Origin of the sequence: Micromonospora sp. AMSO1212t (genome assembly GCF_008868145.1) — a bacterium.
Classification (GTDB): domain Bacteria; phylum Actinomycetota; class Actinomycetes; order Mycobacteriales; family Micromonosporaceae; genus Micromonospora; species Micromonospora tulbaghiae.
Genome location: NZ_WBKS01000128.1, coordinates 1 through 17,695, shown reverse-complemented (window position 1 = coordinate 17,695; position 17,695 = coordinate 1). Strand labels below are relative to the sequence as shown.

At 73.9% G+C, this 17,695-nt stretch carries 15 protein-coding genes and 2 pseudogenes; 11 read left to right on the top strand and 6 right to left on the bottom strand.

Annotated elements, in window-relative coordinates:
* From F8279_RS24675 to F8279_RS24660, 4 genes and pseudogenes are all read left to right on the top strand, one after another.
* On the top strand, positions 1-287 hold a 287-nt coding region (locus F8279_RS24675; RefSeq protein ID WP_151501217.1), incomplete at its 5' end, for a DUF3152 domain-containing protein.
* A 78-nt stretch (positions 288-365) separates the two neighbouring features.
* A complete protein-coding gene (locus F8279_RS24670) occupies positions 366-1,193 on the top strand; it encodes a DUF3152 domain-containing protein (protein WP_151501216.1) in 828 nt (275 codons plus the stop codon).
* Between the two features lie 41 nt (positions 1,194-1,234).
* On the top strand, positions 1,235-2,482 hold the full coding sequence (gene moeZ / locus F8279_RS24665) for an adenylyltransferase/sulfurtransferase MoeZ (protein WP_175438863.1): 1,248 nt from the start codon (positions 1,235-1,237) through the stop codon (positions 2,480-2,482).
* Between the two features lie 169 nt (positions 2,483-2,651).
* Positions 2,652-3,482: pseudogene (locus tag F8279_RS24660) on the top strand (prenyltransferase/squalene oxidase repeat-containing protein); the annotation flags it as partial.
* Between the two features lie 432 nt (positions 3,483-3,914).
* Here the strand turns inward: F8279_RS24660 and F8279_RS24655 are convergent.
* The gene (locus F8279_RS24655) at positions 3,915-5,156 is read right to left on the bottom strand and encodes a glutamate-5-semialdehyde dehydrogenase (RefSeq protein ID WP_151501214.1); all 1,242 of its coding nucleotides are present in this window, start codon (positions 5,154-5,156) and stop codon (positions 3,915-3,917) included.
* A 26-nt stretch (positions 5,157-5,182) separates the two neighbouring features.
* Positions 5,183-6,340: a glutamate 5-kinase gene (gene proB, locus F8279_RS24650; RefSeq protein WP_151501213.1), complete on the bottom strand. Its 1,158-nt coding sequence runs from the start codon at positions 6,338-6,340 to the stop codon at positions 5,183-5,185.
* Between the two features lie 13 nt (positions 6,341-6,353).
* Between proB and F8279_RS24645 the strand changes: the two genes are divergently transcribed.
* Genes F8279_RS24645 through F8279_RS24635 form a run of 3 tightly spaced genes read left to right on the top strand, consistent with a single transcriptional unit; the run spans position 6,354 to position 9,632 of the window.
* Positions 6,354-6,668 carry an MGMT family protein gene (locus F8279_RS24645; protein WP_151501212.1) on the top strand — a complete coding sequence of 105 codons (315 nt, stop codon included), beginning with the start codon at positions 6,354-6,356 and terminating at the stop codon, positions 6,666-6,668.
* Between the two features lie 32 nt (positions 6,669-6,700).
* Positions 6,701-8,110 (top strand): MFS transporter, encoded by a 1,410-nt coding sequence (locus tag F8279_RS24640; RefSeq protein ID WP_151501211.1) that lies wholly within the window; start codon positions 6,701-6,703, stop codon positions 8,108-8,110.
* A 43-nt stretch (positions 8,111-8,153) separates the two neighbouring features.
* Positions 8,154-9,632, top strand: coding sequence for an aminotransferase class V-fold PLP-dependent enzyme (locus F8279_RS24635; RefSeq protein WP_151501210.1), 1,479 nt, complete (start codon positions 8,154-8,156; stop codon positions 9,630-9,632).
* A gap of 48 nt (positions 9,633-9,680) precedes the next feature.
* Here F8279_RS24635 and F8279_RS24630 read toward each other — a convergent pair whose 3' ends face one another.
* The 3 genes from F8279_RS24630 to F8279_RS24620 all read right to left on the bottom strand — a co-directional run bounded on the left by F8279_RS24630 (position 9,681) and on the right by F8279_RS24620 (position 12,471).
* On the bottom strand, positions 9,681-10,625 hold the full coding sequence (locus tag F8279_RS24630) for a hypothetical protein (RefSeq protein ID WP_151501209.1): 945 nt from the start codon (positions 10,623-10,625) through the stop codon (positions 9,681-9,683).
* A gap of 105 nt (positions 10,626-10,730) precedes the next feature.
* On the bottom strand, positions 10,731-11,921 hold the full coding sequence (locus tag F8279_RS24625) for a hypothetical protein (RefSeq protein WP_151501208.1): 1,191 nt from the start codon (positions 11,919-11,921) through the stop codon (positions 10,731-10,733).
* Positions 11,914-12,471: a SigE family RNA polymerase sigma factor gene (locus tag F8279_RS24620; RefSeq protein ID WP_091426503.1), complete on the bottom strand. Its 558-nt coding sequence runs from the start codon at positions 12,469-12,471 to the stop codon at positions 11,914-11,916. The genes F8279_RS24625 and F8279_RS24620 overlap by 8 nt, the downstream gene beginning before the upstream one ends.
* Positions 12,472-12,619: 148 nt before the next feature.
* Between F8279_RS24620 and F8279_RS24615 the strand changes: the two genes are divergently transcribed.
* The gene (locus F8279_RS24615; RefSeq protein WP_151501207.1) at positions 12,620-13,180 is read left to right on the top strand and encodes an NADH-quinone oxidoreductase subunit B; all 561 of its coding nucleotides are present in this window, start codon (positions 12,620-12,622) and stop codon (positions 13,178-13,180) included.
* A 41-nt stretch (positions 13,181-13,221) separates the two neighbouring features.
* Complete coding sequence (locus F8279_RS24610) at positions 13,222-14,538, top strand: DUF2252 domain-containing protein (protein WP_151501206.1); 1,317 nt, start codon at positions 13,222-13,224, stop codon at positions 14,536-14,538.
* A gap of 32 nt (positions 14,539-14,570) precedes the next feature.
* On the opposite strand, the gene F8279_RS24605 is transcribed toward F8279_RS24610, so the two are convergent.
* Complete coding sequence (locus F8279_RS24605; protein WP_175438861.1) at positions 14,571-15,617, bottom strand: glucose 1-dehydrogenase; 1,047 nt, start codon at positions 15,615-15,617, stop codon at positions 14,571-14,573.
* Between the two features lie 103 nt (positions 15,618-15,720).
* Here F8279_RS24605 and F8279_RS30715 point away from each other — a divergent pair.
* Positions 15,721-16,287: pseudogene (locus F8279_RS30715) on the top strand (NADH-quinone oxidoreductase subunit C); the annotation flags it as partial.
* A 452-nt stretch (positions 16,288-16,739) separates the two neighbouring features.
* Positions 16,740-17,695, top strand: a 956-nt coding sequence (gene nuoH / locus F8279_RS24595) for an NADH-quinone oxidoreductase subunit NuoH (protein ID WP_151501205.1), incomplete at its 3' end; no start/stop codon positions are given.

The window sequence follows — 17,695 nt, the reverse complement described above, 5'->3', positions numbered from 1 at the left end:
GTGTGCCGTACACGTCGTGCCGGGTGCCGGGCAAGGTGGTGATCAACCTGGCCCGGTGGCGGACCTCGGCGCCGCACCTGGTCGCCGCCGGGATGCCGCTGGACGACTACCGGCTCTACGTGGTCAACCACGAGGTGGGCCACCAGCTCGGGCACCGGCACGAGGGGTGCCCGGGCGCGGGCCGGCCGGCGCCGGTGATGCAGCAGCAGACGCTGTTCCTCAAGGGCTGCCGGCCGAACCCGTGGCCCTACGTGGGCGGGAAGCGGTACACCGGGCCGGCCCTCTGAGCGCCGGTTTGTGAAGAACATTCGCGGCATAGGCGGCAAAAGCAGCTAAATGCCCGAATTGCATGGCACGCTGAGGTCATGACGTCGTCGTCCCCTTACGACAACACCGCCGCGCCGCCACCCGAGCGTCCCACCCTGCGCCGGATGCGGCGGCGCCGTCGCCGCTCGGTGCTGCTGCTGGCGATGCTGCTCGCGGCCGTCAGCGGCGCGGTCGGCATCACCCGGCTGAACGCGCCGTCGTCCGGGCACGGCGTGACGTCGCTCGCCGCCGAACCGTCGCTGGCGCGCGGCGCCGCCGAGGCCGACGTGCCGGCCCCCGCGCCGACCGGCTATCCCACCGCCGGCCCCGGCACGTTCGCGGTGGCCCGGGGCCGCTCTCCGGTACGCGGACAGGAGGGCCCGCTGCGCCGCTACCGGGTCGAGGTCGAGCAGGACACGGGGCAGCACGCCGACGAGTTCGCCGCCACCGTGGACGCGGTGCTGGGCGACCCGCGCAGCTGGATCGCGTCCGGGGACCTGCGGGTGCAGCGGGTGCCGGAGGCGGCGGCGGCCGACTTCACCGTCTACCTCGCAACCCCGGTCACCTCGGAGCGGATGTGCGCCGAAGGCGGCCTGCGCACCGACCGGTACACCTCCTGCCGGCTGCCCGGCCGGGTCGTGCTCAACCTGGCCCGGTGGATGACTGCGGTGCCCGACTACGGCGCTCCGCTGGAGGTCTACCGCACGTACGTGATCAACCACGAGGTCGGGCACGAGTTCGGGGAGCTGCACCAGGCGTGCCCCGAGCCCGGCGCGCCCGCCCCGGTGATGCAGCAGCAGACGTACGGGCTGGACGGCTGCCTGCCCAACGCCTGGCCGTACGTCGGCGGGATGCGGTACTCCGGCGAGCCCACCGACGGCGTCTGAGTTATTCCCGGTCCCGCAGTTCGGGCCGAGTGTCCCTCATCATGGCCGATCCCCGCCCCGGCGAGCGACAATGGCGCGGTCACACCGCCGATCCCGGGGAGTCCACCGTGTCGTTGCCCCCGCTCGTCGAACCCGCCGCCGAGCTGACCGTAGACGAGATCCGCCGCTACTCGCGCCACCTGATCATCCCGGACGTCGGGGTTGAGGGGCAGAAGCGGCTGAAGAACGCCCGGGTGCTCTGTGTCGGCGCCGGTGGCCTCGGCTCGCCGGCCCTGCTCTACCTCGCCGCGGCCGGTGTCGGCACGCTCGGCATCATCGACTTCGACACCGTCGACGAGTCGAACCTCCAGCGCCAGGTCATCCACGGCGTCTCCGACGTGGGCCGCTCCAAGGCCGAGTCCGCCGCGGCGTCGATCCGCGAGATCAACCCGCTGGTCAACGTGGAGATCCACAACACCGCGCTGGACCGGGAGAACGTCCGGGACATCTTCTCCCGGTACGACCTGATCGTCGACGGCACCGACAACTTCGCCACCCGGTACATGGTCAACGACGCGGCGGTGCTGCTCGGCAAGCCGTACGTCTGGGGTTCGATCTACCGCTTCGACGGCCAGGCGTCGGTGTTCTGGGCCGAACACGGCCCCTGCTACCGCTGCCTCTACCCGGAGCCGCCGCCGCCCGGCATGGTCCCGTCCTGCGCCGAGGGCGGCGTGCTCGGCGTGCTCTGCGCGTCGATCGGGTCGATCCAGGTCAACGAGGCGATCAAGTTGCTCGCCGGCATCGGTGAGCCGCTCGTCGGCCGGCTGATGGTCTACGACGCCCTGGAGATGAGCTACCGCAAGATCAAGGTCCGCAAGGACCCGAACTGCGTGCTCTGCGGCGAGAACCCGACCCTCACCGACCTGATGGAGGACTACGAGGACTTCTGCGGCGCGGTCTCCGACGAGGCGCAGGAGGCGGTGGTCGACTCGACCATCACCGCGCTGGAGCTGAAGGACTGGCAGGACTCCGGCAAGGACGTCTTCCTGGTCGACGTGCGCGAGCCCGCCGAGTACGAGATCGTCCGGATTCCCGGCTCGACGCTCATCCCCAAGGGCGAGATCCTGTCCGGCGAGGCGCTGGCGAAGTTCCCGCAGGACCGGCAGATCGTGCTGCACTGCAAGTCCGGCGTCCGCTCCGCCGAGGCGCTCGCCGCGCTGAAGGCGGCGGGTTTCACCGACGCGGTGCACGTCCAGGGCGGCGTGCTCTCCTGGGTCAAGCAGATCGACCCGTCGCTGCCCTCGTACTGAGTCGTGTCGATGGGCCCGCCCGGCGTACCGGGCGGGCCCATCGTGCTTTCCGTACCCCCTGGCATGGGCAAACGCACGGTCGCGCAACCCATCGGCGGATGATCGCAAGGGCCGGTGGGCGGTACCGGCCCTGACCGAGCTACCGAGGCGTAACCTCGGCCGCACCAGTACCGTCAGTGCCGTGGTCGACTTGGACGCGGCGATCGGATTCGTCATCGCTCACGGTGACGCGGTGGACCGTGCCCGCCTCTCCCGGCTGCGCTCCGGCGCTCCGGTGCCGCCGGACGTGCTCGACGCCGCCGAGGCCGGGCAGGCGCCGGGCGGTGGCTGGCCCGCCGTCCTCGACGGCGAGGTCGCCTCGGTCGACGCGACCTGCTTCCGCCTCGCCGAGCTGGACGACCTCGGCGCGCTGGGCCGCCCGGCCGCCCGGCACGCACTGGACTGGCTGGCCGCCCGGCAACTGCCCGACGGCGGCTGGGACGAGGACCCGTCACTGGCCGGGCTCGCCCCCGAGTGGGCCACCCCGGGCGACCCCGAGGCCCGGCTCTACCAGACCGCCAACGCCGGGTTCTGGCTCACGGTGGCCGGACTGGACGCCCGGGCCGCCGGGCCGCTCGACCACCGGGTCGGCGGCGCGTACGCCGGTGTGGTGCAGGCGGCGGCGCAGGCGCTCGCCGCGCAGCTGGCGCCGGACGGAAGCTGGCCGTCCTTCCTGCCCGCCGGCTGGCTCGCCGCCGCGGTGCTGCACCGCCAGCAGATGTACTACGAGTCGGCCCGCATCCAGGCGGTGCTGGCCGACCGGATCCCCCGGATGTCCCCGGCCGACGTGGCCTGGCTGGCCGCCACGCTGCGCCGGGTCGACGTGGGCGAGGAGCAGTGGCTGCTGGTCTCCGCGCGCAGGCGGCTCGCCGAGACCCAGCGCAGCGACGGTGGCTGGGACAGCGACGACGGCCACCAGTTCGACGTGCACACCACGCTGCGGGCGATCCGCGCGTGCCGGCCCAGCGCGCCCGAGGCCCCGGTGTCCGGAGCGCCGTTCGTGGTGCCGCAGGCCGCCGAGTTGCCCGCGCCGCCCGCGGTGCCGGCCCCGCGCCGGCCACCAGCCGCCCCGCCGCCCCCCGACGTGTCTTCTGTCACCGGCCCCGAGCTGTCGCCGGGCGGCGGCCCTGAATCGTCGTCCGGCCCGGGTGTCGGACCCGACCTACCGGCCGGTTCGACCGAGTCGTCGGCCGTTCCGGACGCCGGGCCGGCACCGTGGTCCGCCTGGACGGTGCTGCCCGACCCGGGCGCGGACGACGGCTCGTCCGTGCCCGGGTCCCCGGGGCTGCCTCCGTTCTCGGCGCCCACGACCGCGGGGACCACCGTGTCGCAGCCGGACGGTCCGTCGGCGGACGGGGATCCACTCCAGCTCGCGTAGCCGGTCCTGGGCGGATCAGCGCAGGTGGCCGTCCCCGGTCACCACGTACTTGGTGCTGGTCAGCTCCGGCAGGCCCATCGGGCCGCGCGCGTGCAGCTTCTGCGTCGAGATGCCGATCTCCGCGCCGAAGCCGAACTCGCCACCGTCGGTGAACCGGGTGGACGCGTTGACCATGACCGCGGCGGCGTCCACCCGGGCCACGAACTCCCGGGCCGTGCGCTGCGAGTCGGTGACGATCGCCTCGGTGTGACCGGTGCCGTACCGGCGGATGTGCGCGACCGCCGCGTCCAGCGAGTCGACCACGGCGACCGAGATGTCGGCGGAGAGGTACTCGGTGCCGAAGTCCTCCTCGGTGGCCGGCACCACGGCGTCGGAGTGGGCGGCCACAGCGGGCGTGCCGTGCACCGTCACCCCGGCGTCGGCGAACGCGGCCAGCACCGCCGGCAGGAACTCGTCCGCCACGTCGCGGTGGACCAGCAGCGACTCGGCGGTGTTGCAGGTGGACAGCCGCTGGGTCTTGGCGTTCAGCGTGATCGCCAGGGCCTTGCCGAGGTCGGCGGCGGCGTCCACGTACACGTGGCAGTTGCCCACTCCGGTCTCGATCACCGGCACCGTCGACTCCTCCACGACGGCGCGGATCAGCGACGCGCCGCCGCGCGGGATCAGCACGTCGACCAGGCCGCGGGCGCGCATCAGCTCCTTGACCGAGTCGCGCGTGCTGGAGTCGAGCAGCTGCACCGCGTCCGCCGGCAGCCCGGCGCCGGAGACCGCGTCGCGCAGCACCCCGACCAGCGCGGCGTTGGAGTGCGCGGCCGACGAGGAGCCGCGCAGCAGCGCCGCGTTGCCGGACTTCAGGCAGATCCCGGCGGCGTCGACTGTCACGTTCGGCCGGCCCTCGTAGACGATGCCGACCACCCCGAACGGCACCCGCACCTGGCGCAGTTCCAGGCCGTTCGGCAGCGTCGAGCCGCGTACCACCTCACCAACCGGGTCGGGCAGCGCGGCCATCTGGCGCAACGCGTCGGCGATGGCGGCCACCCGGCCCTCGTCGAGCGCGAGCCGGTCCAGCACGGCCGCGGACAGCCCGGCCTCGCGCCCGGCCGCCAGGTCCGCCGCGTTCGCCGCCAGCACCTCCGGGGTACGCGCCACGAGCGCGTCGGCCATCGCGTGCAGCGCGGCGTCCTTCACGGTACGGGTGGCCGTGGCCAGGGCTTCCGCCGCGTCCCGGGCTCGCCGGGCCTGCTCGACGACGCTCATCGTGCGTACTCCTTCACCGGTGGGGCTCACAGCAGGACGAGGTCGTCGCGGTGGACGACCTCACGTTCGTACGCCGGGCCGAGCGCCGCGGCGAGTTCGGACGTGGAACGGCCGAGCAGGCCGGGCAGTTCCACCGCGTCGTAGTTGACCAGCCCCCGTGCGACCGGCGCGCCGGCGGTGTCGACCAGGTCGACCGGGTCCCCGGCGGTGAACGCGCCGTCGACGGCGGTGATACCCGCGGGCAGCAGCGACTTGCGGCGGCCGACCACCGCCTGCACCGCGCCCGGGTCGAGGTGCAGGCGGCCCCGGGGCGCGGTGGCGTGCGCGAGCCAGAACAGGCGCGCGGCGGGTCGGCGGCTGCTCGGGTGGAAGTACGTGCCGACCGGCTCCCCGGCCAGCGCCGGCGCGGCCAGCGGTGCGGCGGTGAGCACCACCGGGATGCCGAAACCGGTGGCGATCCGGGCCGCCTCGACCTTCGTCACCATGCCGCCGGTGCCCACCCCGGCCCGGCCGGCCCCGCCGATGTCCACGCCCGCGAGGTCGCCCTCGCCGTGCACCTCGGTGATCCGGGTGCTGCCGGGACGGGCCGGGTTGCCGGTCCAGAGCGCGTCGACGTCGGAGAGCAGCACCAGCAGGTCGGCGTCGACGAGCGCGGCGACGAGCGCGGCGAGGCGGTCGTTGTCGCCGAACCGGATCTCCTCGGTGGCCACCGTGTCGTTCTCGTTGACGATCGGCACGGCCCGCAGGTCGAGCAGCTTGCGCAGCGTCCGGTACGCGTTGCGGTAGTGCGCCCGCCGGGTCACGTCGTCGACGGTGAGCAGCACCTGTCCGACGGTGCGGCCGTGCCGGGCGAACGCGGCCGCGTACCGCCCGATGAGCAGGCCCTGGCCGACGCTGGCGGCGGCCTGCTGGGTAGCCAGGTCGCGCGGGCGCCGGGGCAGCCGCAGCGGGGCGAGCCCGGCGGCGATCGCGCCGGAGGAGACCAGCACCACCTCGCGTCCGGAGGTCGCGAGCCCGCCGAGCGTGTCGACGAGCGCGTCGACCCGGGCGTCGTCCAGGCCGCCCGTCGCGGTGGTCAGCGAGGACGAACCGATCTTGACGACGATCCGCCGGGCCGAGGTGACTGCTTCGCGCACCCGACCATTCTGCGCGCTGCGGTCTGTGACGCCGCGGCGCGTTCCCATATCGTGGCAGCTCGTGACACCTGACGAGTACGTCGAGGCGGTGCTGGCGCTGGTCGAGCGGATCCCGCCGGGGCGGGTGATGTCGTACGGGGCGGTGGCCGACGCGCTCGCCGACCGCTCAGGGCGGGCATCGCCGCGGCTGGTCGGCTCGATCATGGCGCGGCACGGAGGCGGCGTGCCGTGGCACCGGGTGGTGAACGCGGCCGGCCGGATGCCGCCGGGGCACGAGCGCAAGGCCCGGGAGCGGCTGCTCGCCGAGGGGTGCCCGCTGCGCGGCGACCGGGTGGACCTGGCGGCGGCGTCCTGGTCGCCGGAGGAGGGGATGTGACCCGGGCCATAACGTGAGTAGCATTCGGCTCCATGACAGCTTCGGGCCTGCCCCGCCGGGTGCACCTCGGGTACGCGCTGGGTTCCCTGGTCACCGGCGCGTTCGGCACCGTGCCCGGGCTGCTCCTGCTGCCGTACCTCACCGACACGCTCGGCGTCGCCGCCGGGCTGGCCGCGCTGCTGGTGCTGCTGCCGAAGGCGTGGGACGTGCTGGTCAACCCGGTCGCCGGGCGGATCTCCGACCGGACCCGCTCCCGCTGGGGCGCGCGCCGGCCGTACCTGCTCGTCGGCGGGCTGGCGCTCGCGGTGCTGTTCGCCTCGATCTTCGCCGCGCCGTTCGCGAACGGCCCGGCCGCCGCCGCGTACGTGGCGCTGGCGTTCCTGGCGACCGCCACCGCGTTCGCCTTCTTCCAGGTGCCCTACGTGGCCATGCCGGCCGAGCTGACCGCCGACCCGGCGGAGCGTACCCGGATGATGACCTGGCGGATCGCGGTGCTGGCGCTGGCCATCCTGGTCTCCGGAGCGGTGGCCCCGGCGGTGGTGGCCGCCGGCGGCGACGGCGTTCCCGGCCACCGGTGGATGGGTCTGTTCGTCGCCGCGCTCATCGTCGCCGGCACCGTCGGCGTCTTCCTCGGCACCCGGTCCGCGCCGACCGGGACGGTGGGGGAGAGCGAGCCGAGCCTGCGCGCCCAGCTCGCGGTCGCCACCGGCAACCGGCCGTTCCGGGTGCTGCTGATCTGCTTCGTGATCCAGTCCGCCGGGGTGGCCACCGTGCTGGCCGGGGTGAAGTACTTCGCCGGCCAGGTGCTGCGCGAGCCGGACAGCGGCCCGACGCTGCTGTTCGCCTGCTTCGTCGCGCCCGCGCTGCTGGTCATGCCGCTCTGGTCCCGGGCCGGCGCCCGGCTGGGCAAGCGGACGTCGCTGGTCGCCGCGTCGCTGATCTTCGCGGCGGGAGCGCTGGCCCTGGTCACCGCGCCCGCTCTGCCCGCCGCCGCGGCCTACGCGGTGGTCGCGGTGATCGGCGTCGGGTACGCGGGCCAGCAGGTGTTCGCGCTGGCCATGCTGCCGGACTGCATCGCGTACGACACCGCGCGCACCGGGCGGCGGCAGGCCGGGGTGTTCACCGGCCTGTGGACGGCCGGGGAGACGTTCGGGCTGGCGCTGGGGCCGGGCATCTACGGGCTGGTGCTCCAGCTCTCCGGCTACGTCTCCTCGTCCACCGGGACCGCCGCCGTCCAGTCGGACACGGCACGGCTCGGCGTGCTGCTCGGCTTCACCGTGCTGCCCGCCCTGCTGGTGGCGATCCCGCTGGTGCTGCTGCGCGGCTACACCCTGACCCCGGCGCAGCTGGCCACCGCGCCCGACGCCACCGAGCCCGGGGCCACCACGTCGGCCGCCGCCGCACCCGAGGCCGACGGCGCCGCACCGGTCGCGCGGGCATGAGCACGCACCGTCCGCCCGGCCCGTCCACGAGAGGAACCACCCGATGACCGACACGGCAGACGTGGGCGCGCTGCCCGCGCGGGGGATGCCCGCGGCACACGTGCTCGACGAGATCCGCGCGCTGCGGGCCGCCGACCGTCCGACGCACGGCGGGAGGCTGTTCGCGTACGTCTACGACCCCGGCGTGGCCGGGCTGGACGCGCTGGCGCAGGCCGCGTACGCGGAGAGCGCGCACGTGAACGGGCTCGACCCGACCGCGTTCCCGTCGCTGCTGGCGATGGAGAACGCGCTCGTCGGCGCCGCCGCCCGGCTGCTCGGCGGCGGCCCCGCCACCGGCGCGCCGGACGTGGTCGGCAGCGTCACCAGCGGCGGCACCGAGTCGCTGCTGCTCGCCGTCAAGGCGGCCCGGGACGCCCGACCCGACCTGACCGAGCCGCGGATCGTGGCGCCGGCGAGCGCGCACGCCGCGTTCGCCAAGGCGGCGCACTACCTGCGGGTCGCGCTCGACACCGTGCCCGTCGACCCGGTGACGTTGCGGCCGGACGCGGCAGCGGTGGCCGCCGCGATCCGCCCGGAGACCGTGCTGGTGGTCGCGTCCGCCCCGTCGTACGCCCACGGGGTGGTCGACCCGGTCGCGGAGATCGCGGCCGTCGCGGAGGCCGCCGGGGTGCGGTGTCACGTGGACGCCTGCTTCGGCGGCTGGGCGCTGCCCTGGCTGCGGCGGCTCGGCGCGCCCGTGCCGCCGTTCGACTTCGCCGTACCGGGGGTCACCTCGATCTCGGTGGACCTGCACAAGTACGCGTACGCGCCGAAAGGCGTCTCGGTGCTGCTGCACCGCGATCCGGCGCTGCGCGCGCCGCAGTTCTTCGCGTACGCGGACTGGCCCGGCTACACCATGGTGAACCCGGTGATCGCCTCCACCCGGTCCGGTGGGCCGATCGCCGCCGCGTACGCCACACTCCGCCACCTCGGCGAGGACGGCTACCTGCGGCTGGCCGCCGCCACCCGGGACGCGGTCGCCGGGCTGGCCGACGCGGTACGGGCCACCGGCGGCCTGCGGCTGATGGCCGAACCGGAGACCACAGTGGTCTGCTTCACCAGTGACGATCCCGGGCTCGACCTGTTCGTGCTCGTCGACGAGCTGACCGCGCGTGGCTGGCACACCCAGCCCCAGCTCACGTACGCCGATCTGCCGGCCAGCGTCCACCTCACGGTGACCGCGGCGGTGGCGCCCCGGGTGGCCGAGTTCGGCCCGGCGCTGGCCGAGGCGGTCGCGGCGGCCCGCACCGCCGGGCCGGTCGTGCTGCCGCCGGAACTGCTGGCGCTCGCCGGCAGCCTCACGCCGGAGGCGCTCACCCCCGAGCTGGTGGCCGGGCTGGCCGGCGGGCTCGGCCTGGCCGGCGGCACCGGTGTGCCGGACCGGATGGCGGTGGTCAACACGCTGCTCGACGCCGCCCCGGCGCGGCTGCGGGAACGGCTGCTCGCCGAGTTCGTCGGGTTGCTCCAGCGCCCGGCCTGGTGACACGGCGACGCCCGGCCGGCGCGTGGGCGCCGGCCGGGCGGGCGACGGTCAGCTCGCGGCGGCCGCGGTCACCGTGAACGACGTGGTGTTGTCCGACGGGTCCACGTCCTGCGGGTCGTCGGCCCCGTAGAAGTAGCTCCCGGTCACGGTCAGGCTGCCGGTACCCAGCTCACCCGCGGCCGTGCCGGCGGGCGCCCGGAGGAAGACGTCGAAGGTGCGCTCCTCGCCCGGCACGAACCGGCCGCCCGGCACGGAGAACCCGTACGGGAAGCTCGGCATGTCCTGCGGCTCGATGTGGTCGACCTGCACGCCCGCGGGCAGGGTGGCCCCGACGTTGAGAGCGAAGGTCGGCGCGTCGTTGCCGTAGCGCACGGTGACCGGCATCCGGCCGAGCAGGGTGCCGTCCGGCTGCGGGGTCAGCGTCACCGCGCTGCCCCGGATGCTGAGGTCGGTGTCGACGGCCTGCACGTACGGGCGCGGCTTGCGCAGGCTGCCGGTGGTGGAGCGGAAGAGGGTGGTGAAGCCGGTGGCGTCGGAGGCCGCGGTGGCGCCGCTCGGGACGACCTCGATCCGCCCGCCGTTCGCCACCATCGGGTAGCTGCGCGCGCTGGTCCAGACCTGGAACCCGAGCCGGAAGGTGAGGCTCTTGCCGGCCTCGATCTGTTCGCCGCCGCAGCCGATCACCAGCCGGTTCTCCACCAGGCGGTTGTAGAAGCAACCACCGCCGGGCTCGATGGAGGTGAACGAGGCCCCCGCCGGCTCGGTGACGACCAGGCTCACCGACGTCGCTGTCGACCGCCGGTTGGTCACCGTCGCGGTGAGCGTCCCGACGTACCCCCGATCGGTCGGGTCGAGGACGAGCCGCTGCGCCGTGACGTCGACGCGGCCGGCGGTGGCGGCGCTCGGCGCGGCGGCGGCCGGCGCGGCCAGGGTGATCAGTGCGGCGGCCCCACCCAGTAGTGCGGTGGCGATCCGTGCCGTACGTGTGGTCATGCTGTTCCTCCCGTGATTCCCCGTTGCCGGACGGCGGTATCTCCGTCCGTCCGATGCCGGTGACACGTCCAGAAAGGACGGTCGGTTGCGGAGCAAAACTGTCGGTCAGCCGACTGAGGTCAGCTCGACCTCGTTGTCCTTCCAGGTCAGGTCGTTCCAGTACCGCTCCTGCGAGTCGATGTGGATCACCTGCAGCGTCGGCGGCTCCTCGGCGGTCGCCGGATGGTCGAACGTGAACGTGTACGTCCTGCTCGCGCCCACCGACAGGGTGTCCAGCACGCAGGCGATGCTTCCGTCGAGACGCACGTTCCGGCACCGGTCCAGGGCGGACCCGTTCGGTCTCGTGTAGTCGTACCAACCGGTGAACCCGAGCTGACGCACGCTCACCGGCCCGCGATTCACCACCGTCACGGTGACCGTGACCTTCCGGATCCCCTCCCTGTCCGGCGGCCCGGCCACGACGTCGCGGGCGGTCATCGCGAGGTCGGTCAGACGGGGGTCGGTGCCGAACTTCGTGGGTCCGGCGACCTGCCGGAACCGTTCACCGTTCCAGGCGTACGTCCGCCACTGGCGTTGCGGCGCCCACTCCGGGGTGCTGCAACAGGGCTGGATGTCGGCGACGTGCGCCCGGATCTCCCCGCCGTCCCGCACCGAGAACTCGGTGATGTCATCCATGCCCTCACGGGTGCCGACCACCCGGCCCATGGTGATGATCCGGCCGTCCCCGTCCCGATCGAAGGCGAGCACCTGCTTGCCCGATGCCTCGCCGTAGCGGCAGGCGACGAGGACGACGGTCTCGGTCGCGCCGTCACCGTCGAGGTCGGCGTACTCCGGCCCGGCGAGCAGCGTCGGGACCGATTCGTTCTGCGGGCCGGACCGGAGCCGGACGTCGTCACTGACGCAGGTCTTCGGTGCGTCCGCCCAGGACACGAGGTCGAGCCGGGCCGCGAGCAGCTGGGACCGGGTGATCCGCCCGTCCGGAGCGACCGGGGTCGAGCCGGCCGTGCTCGGCGGCGGCGTCGACGGTGGCGGCGACGTGCTCTCGGACGGAGTCGGGGTGACGGTCTGCGCGGGCACGGGGGGCGGCCCGGACCGCCGGTCCAGGGCGGCGTTCGCGCCCACCGGGATCACCACGGCGAGCACCACGGCCGCCGCGGTGACCACCGAGGTCCGCCGGCGGCGGTGCCGGACCGTGCGCCGGACCGCGGCCGTCCCGGCCGGGTGCACCACCGGGGCGTACGCCGCGCGGAACTCGGCGAACTCGCCGCCGACCAGGATGTCGTCGGGCTCAGTCATGGTGGTTCACCTCGCTCGTGGTGGTCAGCTTCGCCGCCAGCGCGGCCCGCCCCCGGTACAGCCAGGACTTGACGGTGCCCTCCGGCACGTCCTCCTGCGCCGCGATCTGCGCGACGCTGAGATCGGCCAGGTAGTGCAGGACCACGGCGCGGCGCTGATGGGCCGGCAGCTCGGACAGCGCGGCGGTCAGCGCGACCCGGTCCGGCCCCGGCCCCGGCACGTACTCCTCCCGCTGCCGGTGCAGCCACGCCTGGGCCGTCCGCAGCCGCCGCCAGCGGCTGGTGGCCAGGTTCCAGGCCACCCGGCGGACCCAGGCCACCGGGTCGTCGTAGCGGGACACCCGGGACCAGCGGGCGAACGCCCGGCAGAACGCCTCCTGCACCATGTCCTGCGCCTGGGACAGGTCACCGCAGTAGGCGGTGAGCTGAATGGTCAGGGACCGGAAGTGCGCGTGGTAGAGCCCGTCGAAGTCGACCGCCTCGCGCCGCTCGGCGCGCCTCGCTGTCCCCTCGGGTGGCTCGTCGAGCATCGGCTCCCTCGTCACCGTCACCTGGTCCTCCCCGTGTGCGTACCGTCGACGCGGTCACGCCGGTCACACGCCTTGACGCCCGTACCGGTTGCGAGGGTTGCCGATCCGGACGCTGTGGTTGACTGTCGGTTCAGGGACAGCGGAATTTCGCAGACAGGGGAGGCCCGAGGTGCAGGTGTCGGCCGTGCTCGGCGAGCCGATCCGGTTCGTGCTGAACTGGGGCCGCCGCTACTCGCTCTGGGTCTTCAACTTCGGCCTGGCCTGCTGCGCCATCGAGTTCATCGCGACCAGCATGGGCCGGCACGACTTCATGCGGCTCGGTGTGATCCCGTTCGCCCACGGCCCCCGGCAGGCCGACCTGATGGTGGTCAGCGGCACCGTCACCGACAAGATGGCCCCGGCGGTCAAGCGGCTCTACGACCAGATGCCCGAGCCGAAGTACGTGATCTCGTTCGGCGCCTGCTCCAACTGCGGCGGGCCGTACTGGGACTCCTACTCGGTGACCAAGGGCGTCGACCAGCTCATCCCCGTCGACGTGTACGTGCCCGGCTGCCCGCCGCGTCCGGAGGCGCTGCTGCACGGCATCCTCCGCCTCCAGGAGAAGATCGCCGCCGAACAGTCGGGCGTAGGCGGCGTGCCCCGCCCCGACGCGCTCGCCTCCCCGGCGGACGCTGTGGCGCGGCCGGTGGAGGCGCTCACCGCACCCCCGGTACGTCCGCCGGTCGGCTGAACCGAACCGCCAGGTGGCGACGCGGAGCTAGCCTGCGGCTCATGACCGACCTCGCGGAGAAGCGCTCCGCATTCATCATCGACGTGCTGACCGAGGAGTTCGGCGCGTCCATGGCGATCGACCCGGCGGCGTTCCGCCGCAAGTTCCGCAAGATGGCGGCGTCACCGTTCGCCTTCTACCGGGGCAGCGCCGCGCTGTTCTACGCCGACCAGCGCGGCGACTTCGGCAGCGACCGGTTCCTCGACGACCGGACCAGCCGGGTGTGGATCCACGGCGACCTGCACGCCGAGAACTTCGGCACCTACATGAACGCCTCCGGGCAGCTCGTGTTCAACGTCAACGACTTCGACGAGGCGTACGTCGGGCCGTTCACCTGGGACCTGAAGCGCTTCGCCGCGAGCGTGGCGCTGCTCGGCTACGCCAAGGCGCTCTCCGACCGGGTGATCGGCGAGCTGGTGACCGGCTTCGCCCGGTCGTACCTGGCCGAGCTGCGGGCCATCGCCGCGGGCGGGGACGACGCGATCGGCTCGATCACGCTCGACAACGCCGACGGCGTGCTGCGCCGGGTGCTCCAGCAGGCGCGGCTCAACACCCGGGTGGACCTGCTCGCCGCGCAGACCACGATCGACAACTACGAGCGCCGGTTCTCCCTCGGCGACGGCGTGCACGAGATCGACGACGCCACCCGGGAGAAGGTCTGCGCGGCGTTCGCCGACTACCTGCACACGCTGCCGGACTCGACCACCCGGATGCGCCCGGTCGCCGCGGGCATCAAGGACGTGGTGCTGCGCAAGGGCGTCGGCATCGGGTCGGCCGGGCTGCCGTCGTACAACCTGCTGCTGGAGGGGCACACCCAGGCGCTGGAGAACGACGTCGTCATCTACATGAAGCAGGCGCAGGTGCCGGCCGTGGCGCGGTACGTCGACGACGAGCGGGTCCGGTCGTACTTCCGGCACCAGGGGCACCGCACCGCCGAGTCGCAGCGCGCGTTGCAGGCGCACGCCGACCCGTGGCTGGGCTTCACCGAGCTGGACGGCGTCGGGCAGCTCGTCGCCGAGGTGTCCCCGTACGCGGCGGACCTGGACTGGGCCGACGTGAACGAGCCCGAGGAACTCGCAGGTGTGCTCGCCGACCTGGGCCGCGCGGTGGCCCGGATGCACTCGGTCGCCGACGACGAGTCCAGCCACGACCTGGTCGACTACTCCACCGAGGAGGCCATCGTCGCGGTCGTCGACGCCGAACCGGAGGCGTTCGTCGGCTACCTGGTCGACTTCGGGCACCGGTACGGGATCCGGGCGCGCGAGGACCACCAGCTCTTCGTGGACCTGTTCCGCAACGGCCGGCTGCCCGGCATCTGAGAGGGCCGGGGCGCCGGATCCGGCGCCCCGCCTCACTGCGTGAAGTCGAGCACCGCCTTGATGTCCTCGCCGGCCGGCGCGTACGCCTCGCGGTAGTTCGGCAGCGGCACCCGGCGGGTGATCAGCGACGTCAGCCACGACCGGTCGGCCTGTGCGAGCGCCTCGGCGGCCATCTCCCAGTGCCGCCGGCCGGCGTTCACCGAGCCGAACACGACGTTGTTCTCCAGCACCAGCTCCCGGTTGAGCGCCCCGGCGTCGAAGTTGATGGTCCGGCCACCGCTGGACACGCCGGTCAGGCAGACGATGCCGGTCGGCGCGGCCTTGCACATGGCGTCCAGCACAACGGTGGGCGCGCCGGTGCACTCGATCACCACGTCCGGCTTCACGTCCAGCTCCGGCACGGTCGCCGTGTGGTACGTCGCCCCGAGCGCGCGGACCAGCTCCGGCTTCGGCCCGGTGGTGTTGCGGTCCAGCACGTGCACCGACAGCCCACGCTGGCTGCCCAGCAGCGCGGCCAGCAGCCCGATCGGCCCGGCGCCGGTCACCAGCACCGTCATCGGTTTCCACTCGGCCCGGCGGCCGATCCGCTCGATGTGGTCCCACGCCTTCGCCACCACGCTCGTCGGCTCCAGCAGCACACCCACCGATGCGAGCGCCGGGTCCAGGCCGACGGCGAACTTGGGCTGCAACCGCCAGCGCTCCCGCGCGAAACCGGGCAGCCCTTTGATGCCGTGCTCGGTGTACCGCCCGTTGCGACACATGTCCCACTCGTCCACCGCGCAGTTCGCGCAGGGCACCGGATCGGGATGGCGGACCACGCCGGCGACCAGGTCGCCGGTCTGCAACGTGCCGGTCGGGTCCTCCAGCACGCGGCCCAGCGACTCGTGCCCGAGCACCAGCCGCTCCTGGCCCGGCGGCGCCTCGCCGTACTCGCCGGCGACGATCTCGTAGTCGGTGCCGCAGACGCCCACCGCCAGCGCCTCGACCAGGATCGCGCCCTCCTCTGGCGGCGGCTCGGGCCAGTCCTCGACGAGCCGCAGCGAATCCGGGACACCGGGGGTCACAGTCACAGCGCGCACGGACCTCATCTTTCCGCGCGCTGCCGCCGCCCGTCCGGCAAAGCGACGATCCCGGCACGGGCGGCCCGACCCGGTCCGCAGCCGTCGGCCATAGGATCAGCGCATGACTCCGGAAGAGGTCGGCCGTCGAGTGGTCGCGCTGCTCGCGCCCGTCGAGGCCGCCGCGTCCGTCTCCGGCGGTCAGGGGTACGCCCGCGCCACCGTCGACGTACCCCCGGCGAGCTGGGCGGACGCGGTGCGCGCGGCGCGCGACGACGCCGAGCTGGGTCTCGATTTCCTGGACTGGCTGTCGGCGGTCGACGAGCTGGCCGACGGCTTCGACGTGGTGCTGCACCTCTGGTCGGTCCGCCACCGGCACGGGCTGCTGCTGCGTACCCGGGTGCCCCGGGACACGCCGGTGGTCGCGTCGGTGGTCGACCTGTTCCCCGGCGCCGCGTGGCACGAGCGCGAGACGCACGAGATGTTCGGCATCGACTTCGCCGGCCACGGCGAGCTGCGACCGCTGCTGCTGCCGCCGGAGTTCGAGGGGCACCCGCTGCGCAAGGAGTTCGTCCTCGCCTCCCGGGTCGCCAAGCCGTGGCCCGGCGCGAAGGAGCCGGGCGAGTCGGAGGCGGGCGGCGGCCGCCGGCCGGTCCGGCCGCCGGGCGTGCCCGCGCCGGGGGAGTGGGGCACGACGCCCACGCCGGCCGGTGCGGCCGGCGCCGGTGAGGGCCCCCGAGGGGGTACGCCGGCGCGCCCGGCCCGCGAACGTCCGGCGCGGCCCGCTCCGGGGGAGCGTCCGGCGCGCCCTGCTTCCGCTGAGCGCCCGGCGCGGCCGCCTGCCGGGGAGGCTTCGGATCGGCCTGCTGCCGGGGATGGCCCGGCGCGGTCTGTTCCTGGTGAGCGTCCGGCGCGGCCTGCCGCTCCCGGCGAGGGGGCAGCGCGGGCGACCGCCGGCGAGGGTGCGGCGCGGCCTGCCGCCGGGGAGGCTCCGGAGTCGCCCGCTTCCGGGGAGGCCGGGCCGGGGTCCGGTGTTGCTCCGGCGACCGATCAGCCGAGTCCGCTGGGGCGACCGCTGCCGGGGGAACGGCCGACCGGGCCGCCCCGCCAGGAGCCGGAGCCCGACGCGGCGGGGGAGAGCTGATGCCGGACTGGTTGGAGCTGGTCCTGCGCGTGGCAGGTGTGCTCGTCGCGTTCCTCACGCTGCCGCTGATCGTGGGCCAGGCCGAGCACAAGGTGATGGCGCACATGCAGGGCAGGCTGGGCCCGATGTACGCGGGCGGCTTCCACGGCTGGGCCCAGCTGGTCGCCGACGGGATCAAGTTCGTGCAGAAGGAGGACGTCACCCCGCGCGACGCGGACCGGCCGGTGTTCCGGCTGGCGCCCGCGGTGGCGCTGGTGCCGTACCTGCTCGTGCTGCTCGTCATCCCGCTCGGTCCGGGTGACCTGGTCGCCCAGCCGCTGGACATCGGCCTGTTCTTCGTGCTCGCCGTGGTGGGCGTCGGGGTGCTGGCGGTGCTCATGTCCGCGTGGGCGTCGGCGAACAAGTACAGCCTGCTCGGCGGGCTGCGTGGCGCGGCCCAGCTGCTCGGGTACGAGCTGCCGCTGGTGCTGGCCGCCGCCTCGGTGGCGATGGCGGCCGGCACGCTGAGCCTGCCGGGCATCGTGGAGGCGTGGCAGCCGTGGTGGCTGCTGTGGCAGGCGCCGGCCATGGTGATCTTCTTCGTGGCCGGGCTGGCGGAGATCCGCCGCCCACCTTTCGACATGCCGGTGGCCGACTCCGAGCTGGTCTTCGGCTACATGACCGAGTACACCGGCCTGCGGTTCGCGTTCTTCCTGCTCGCCGAGTACGTGGGCATCGTGGTGATCGCGGCGCTGACCACTGTGCTGTTCCTCGGCGGCTGGCAGGGCCCGTTCGCCGACGCGCAGCTCGGCTGGCTCTGGACGCTGCTCAAGGTCTTCGCCGTCGCTTTCGTGATCATCTGGCTGCGGGTGAGCTACCCGAGGCTGCGCGAGGACCAGCTCCAGCGTCTCTGCTGGCTGGTCCTGGTCCCCCTGGCCCTGGCCCAGCTCGTCCTGACCGCCGCGGTCCGCCTGGC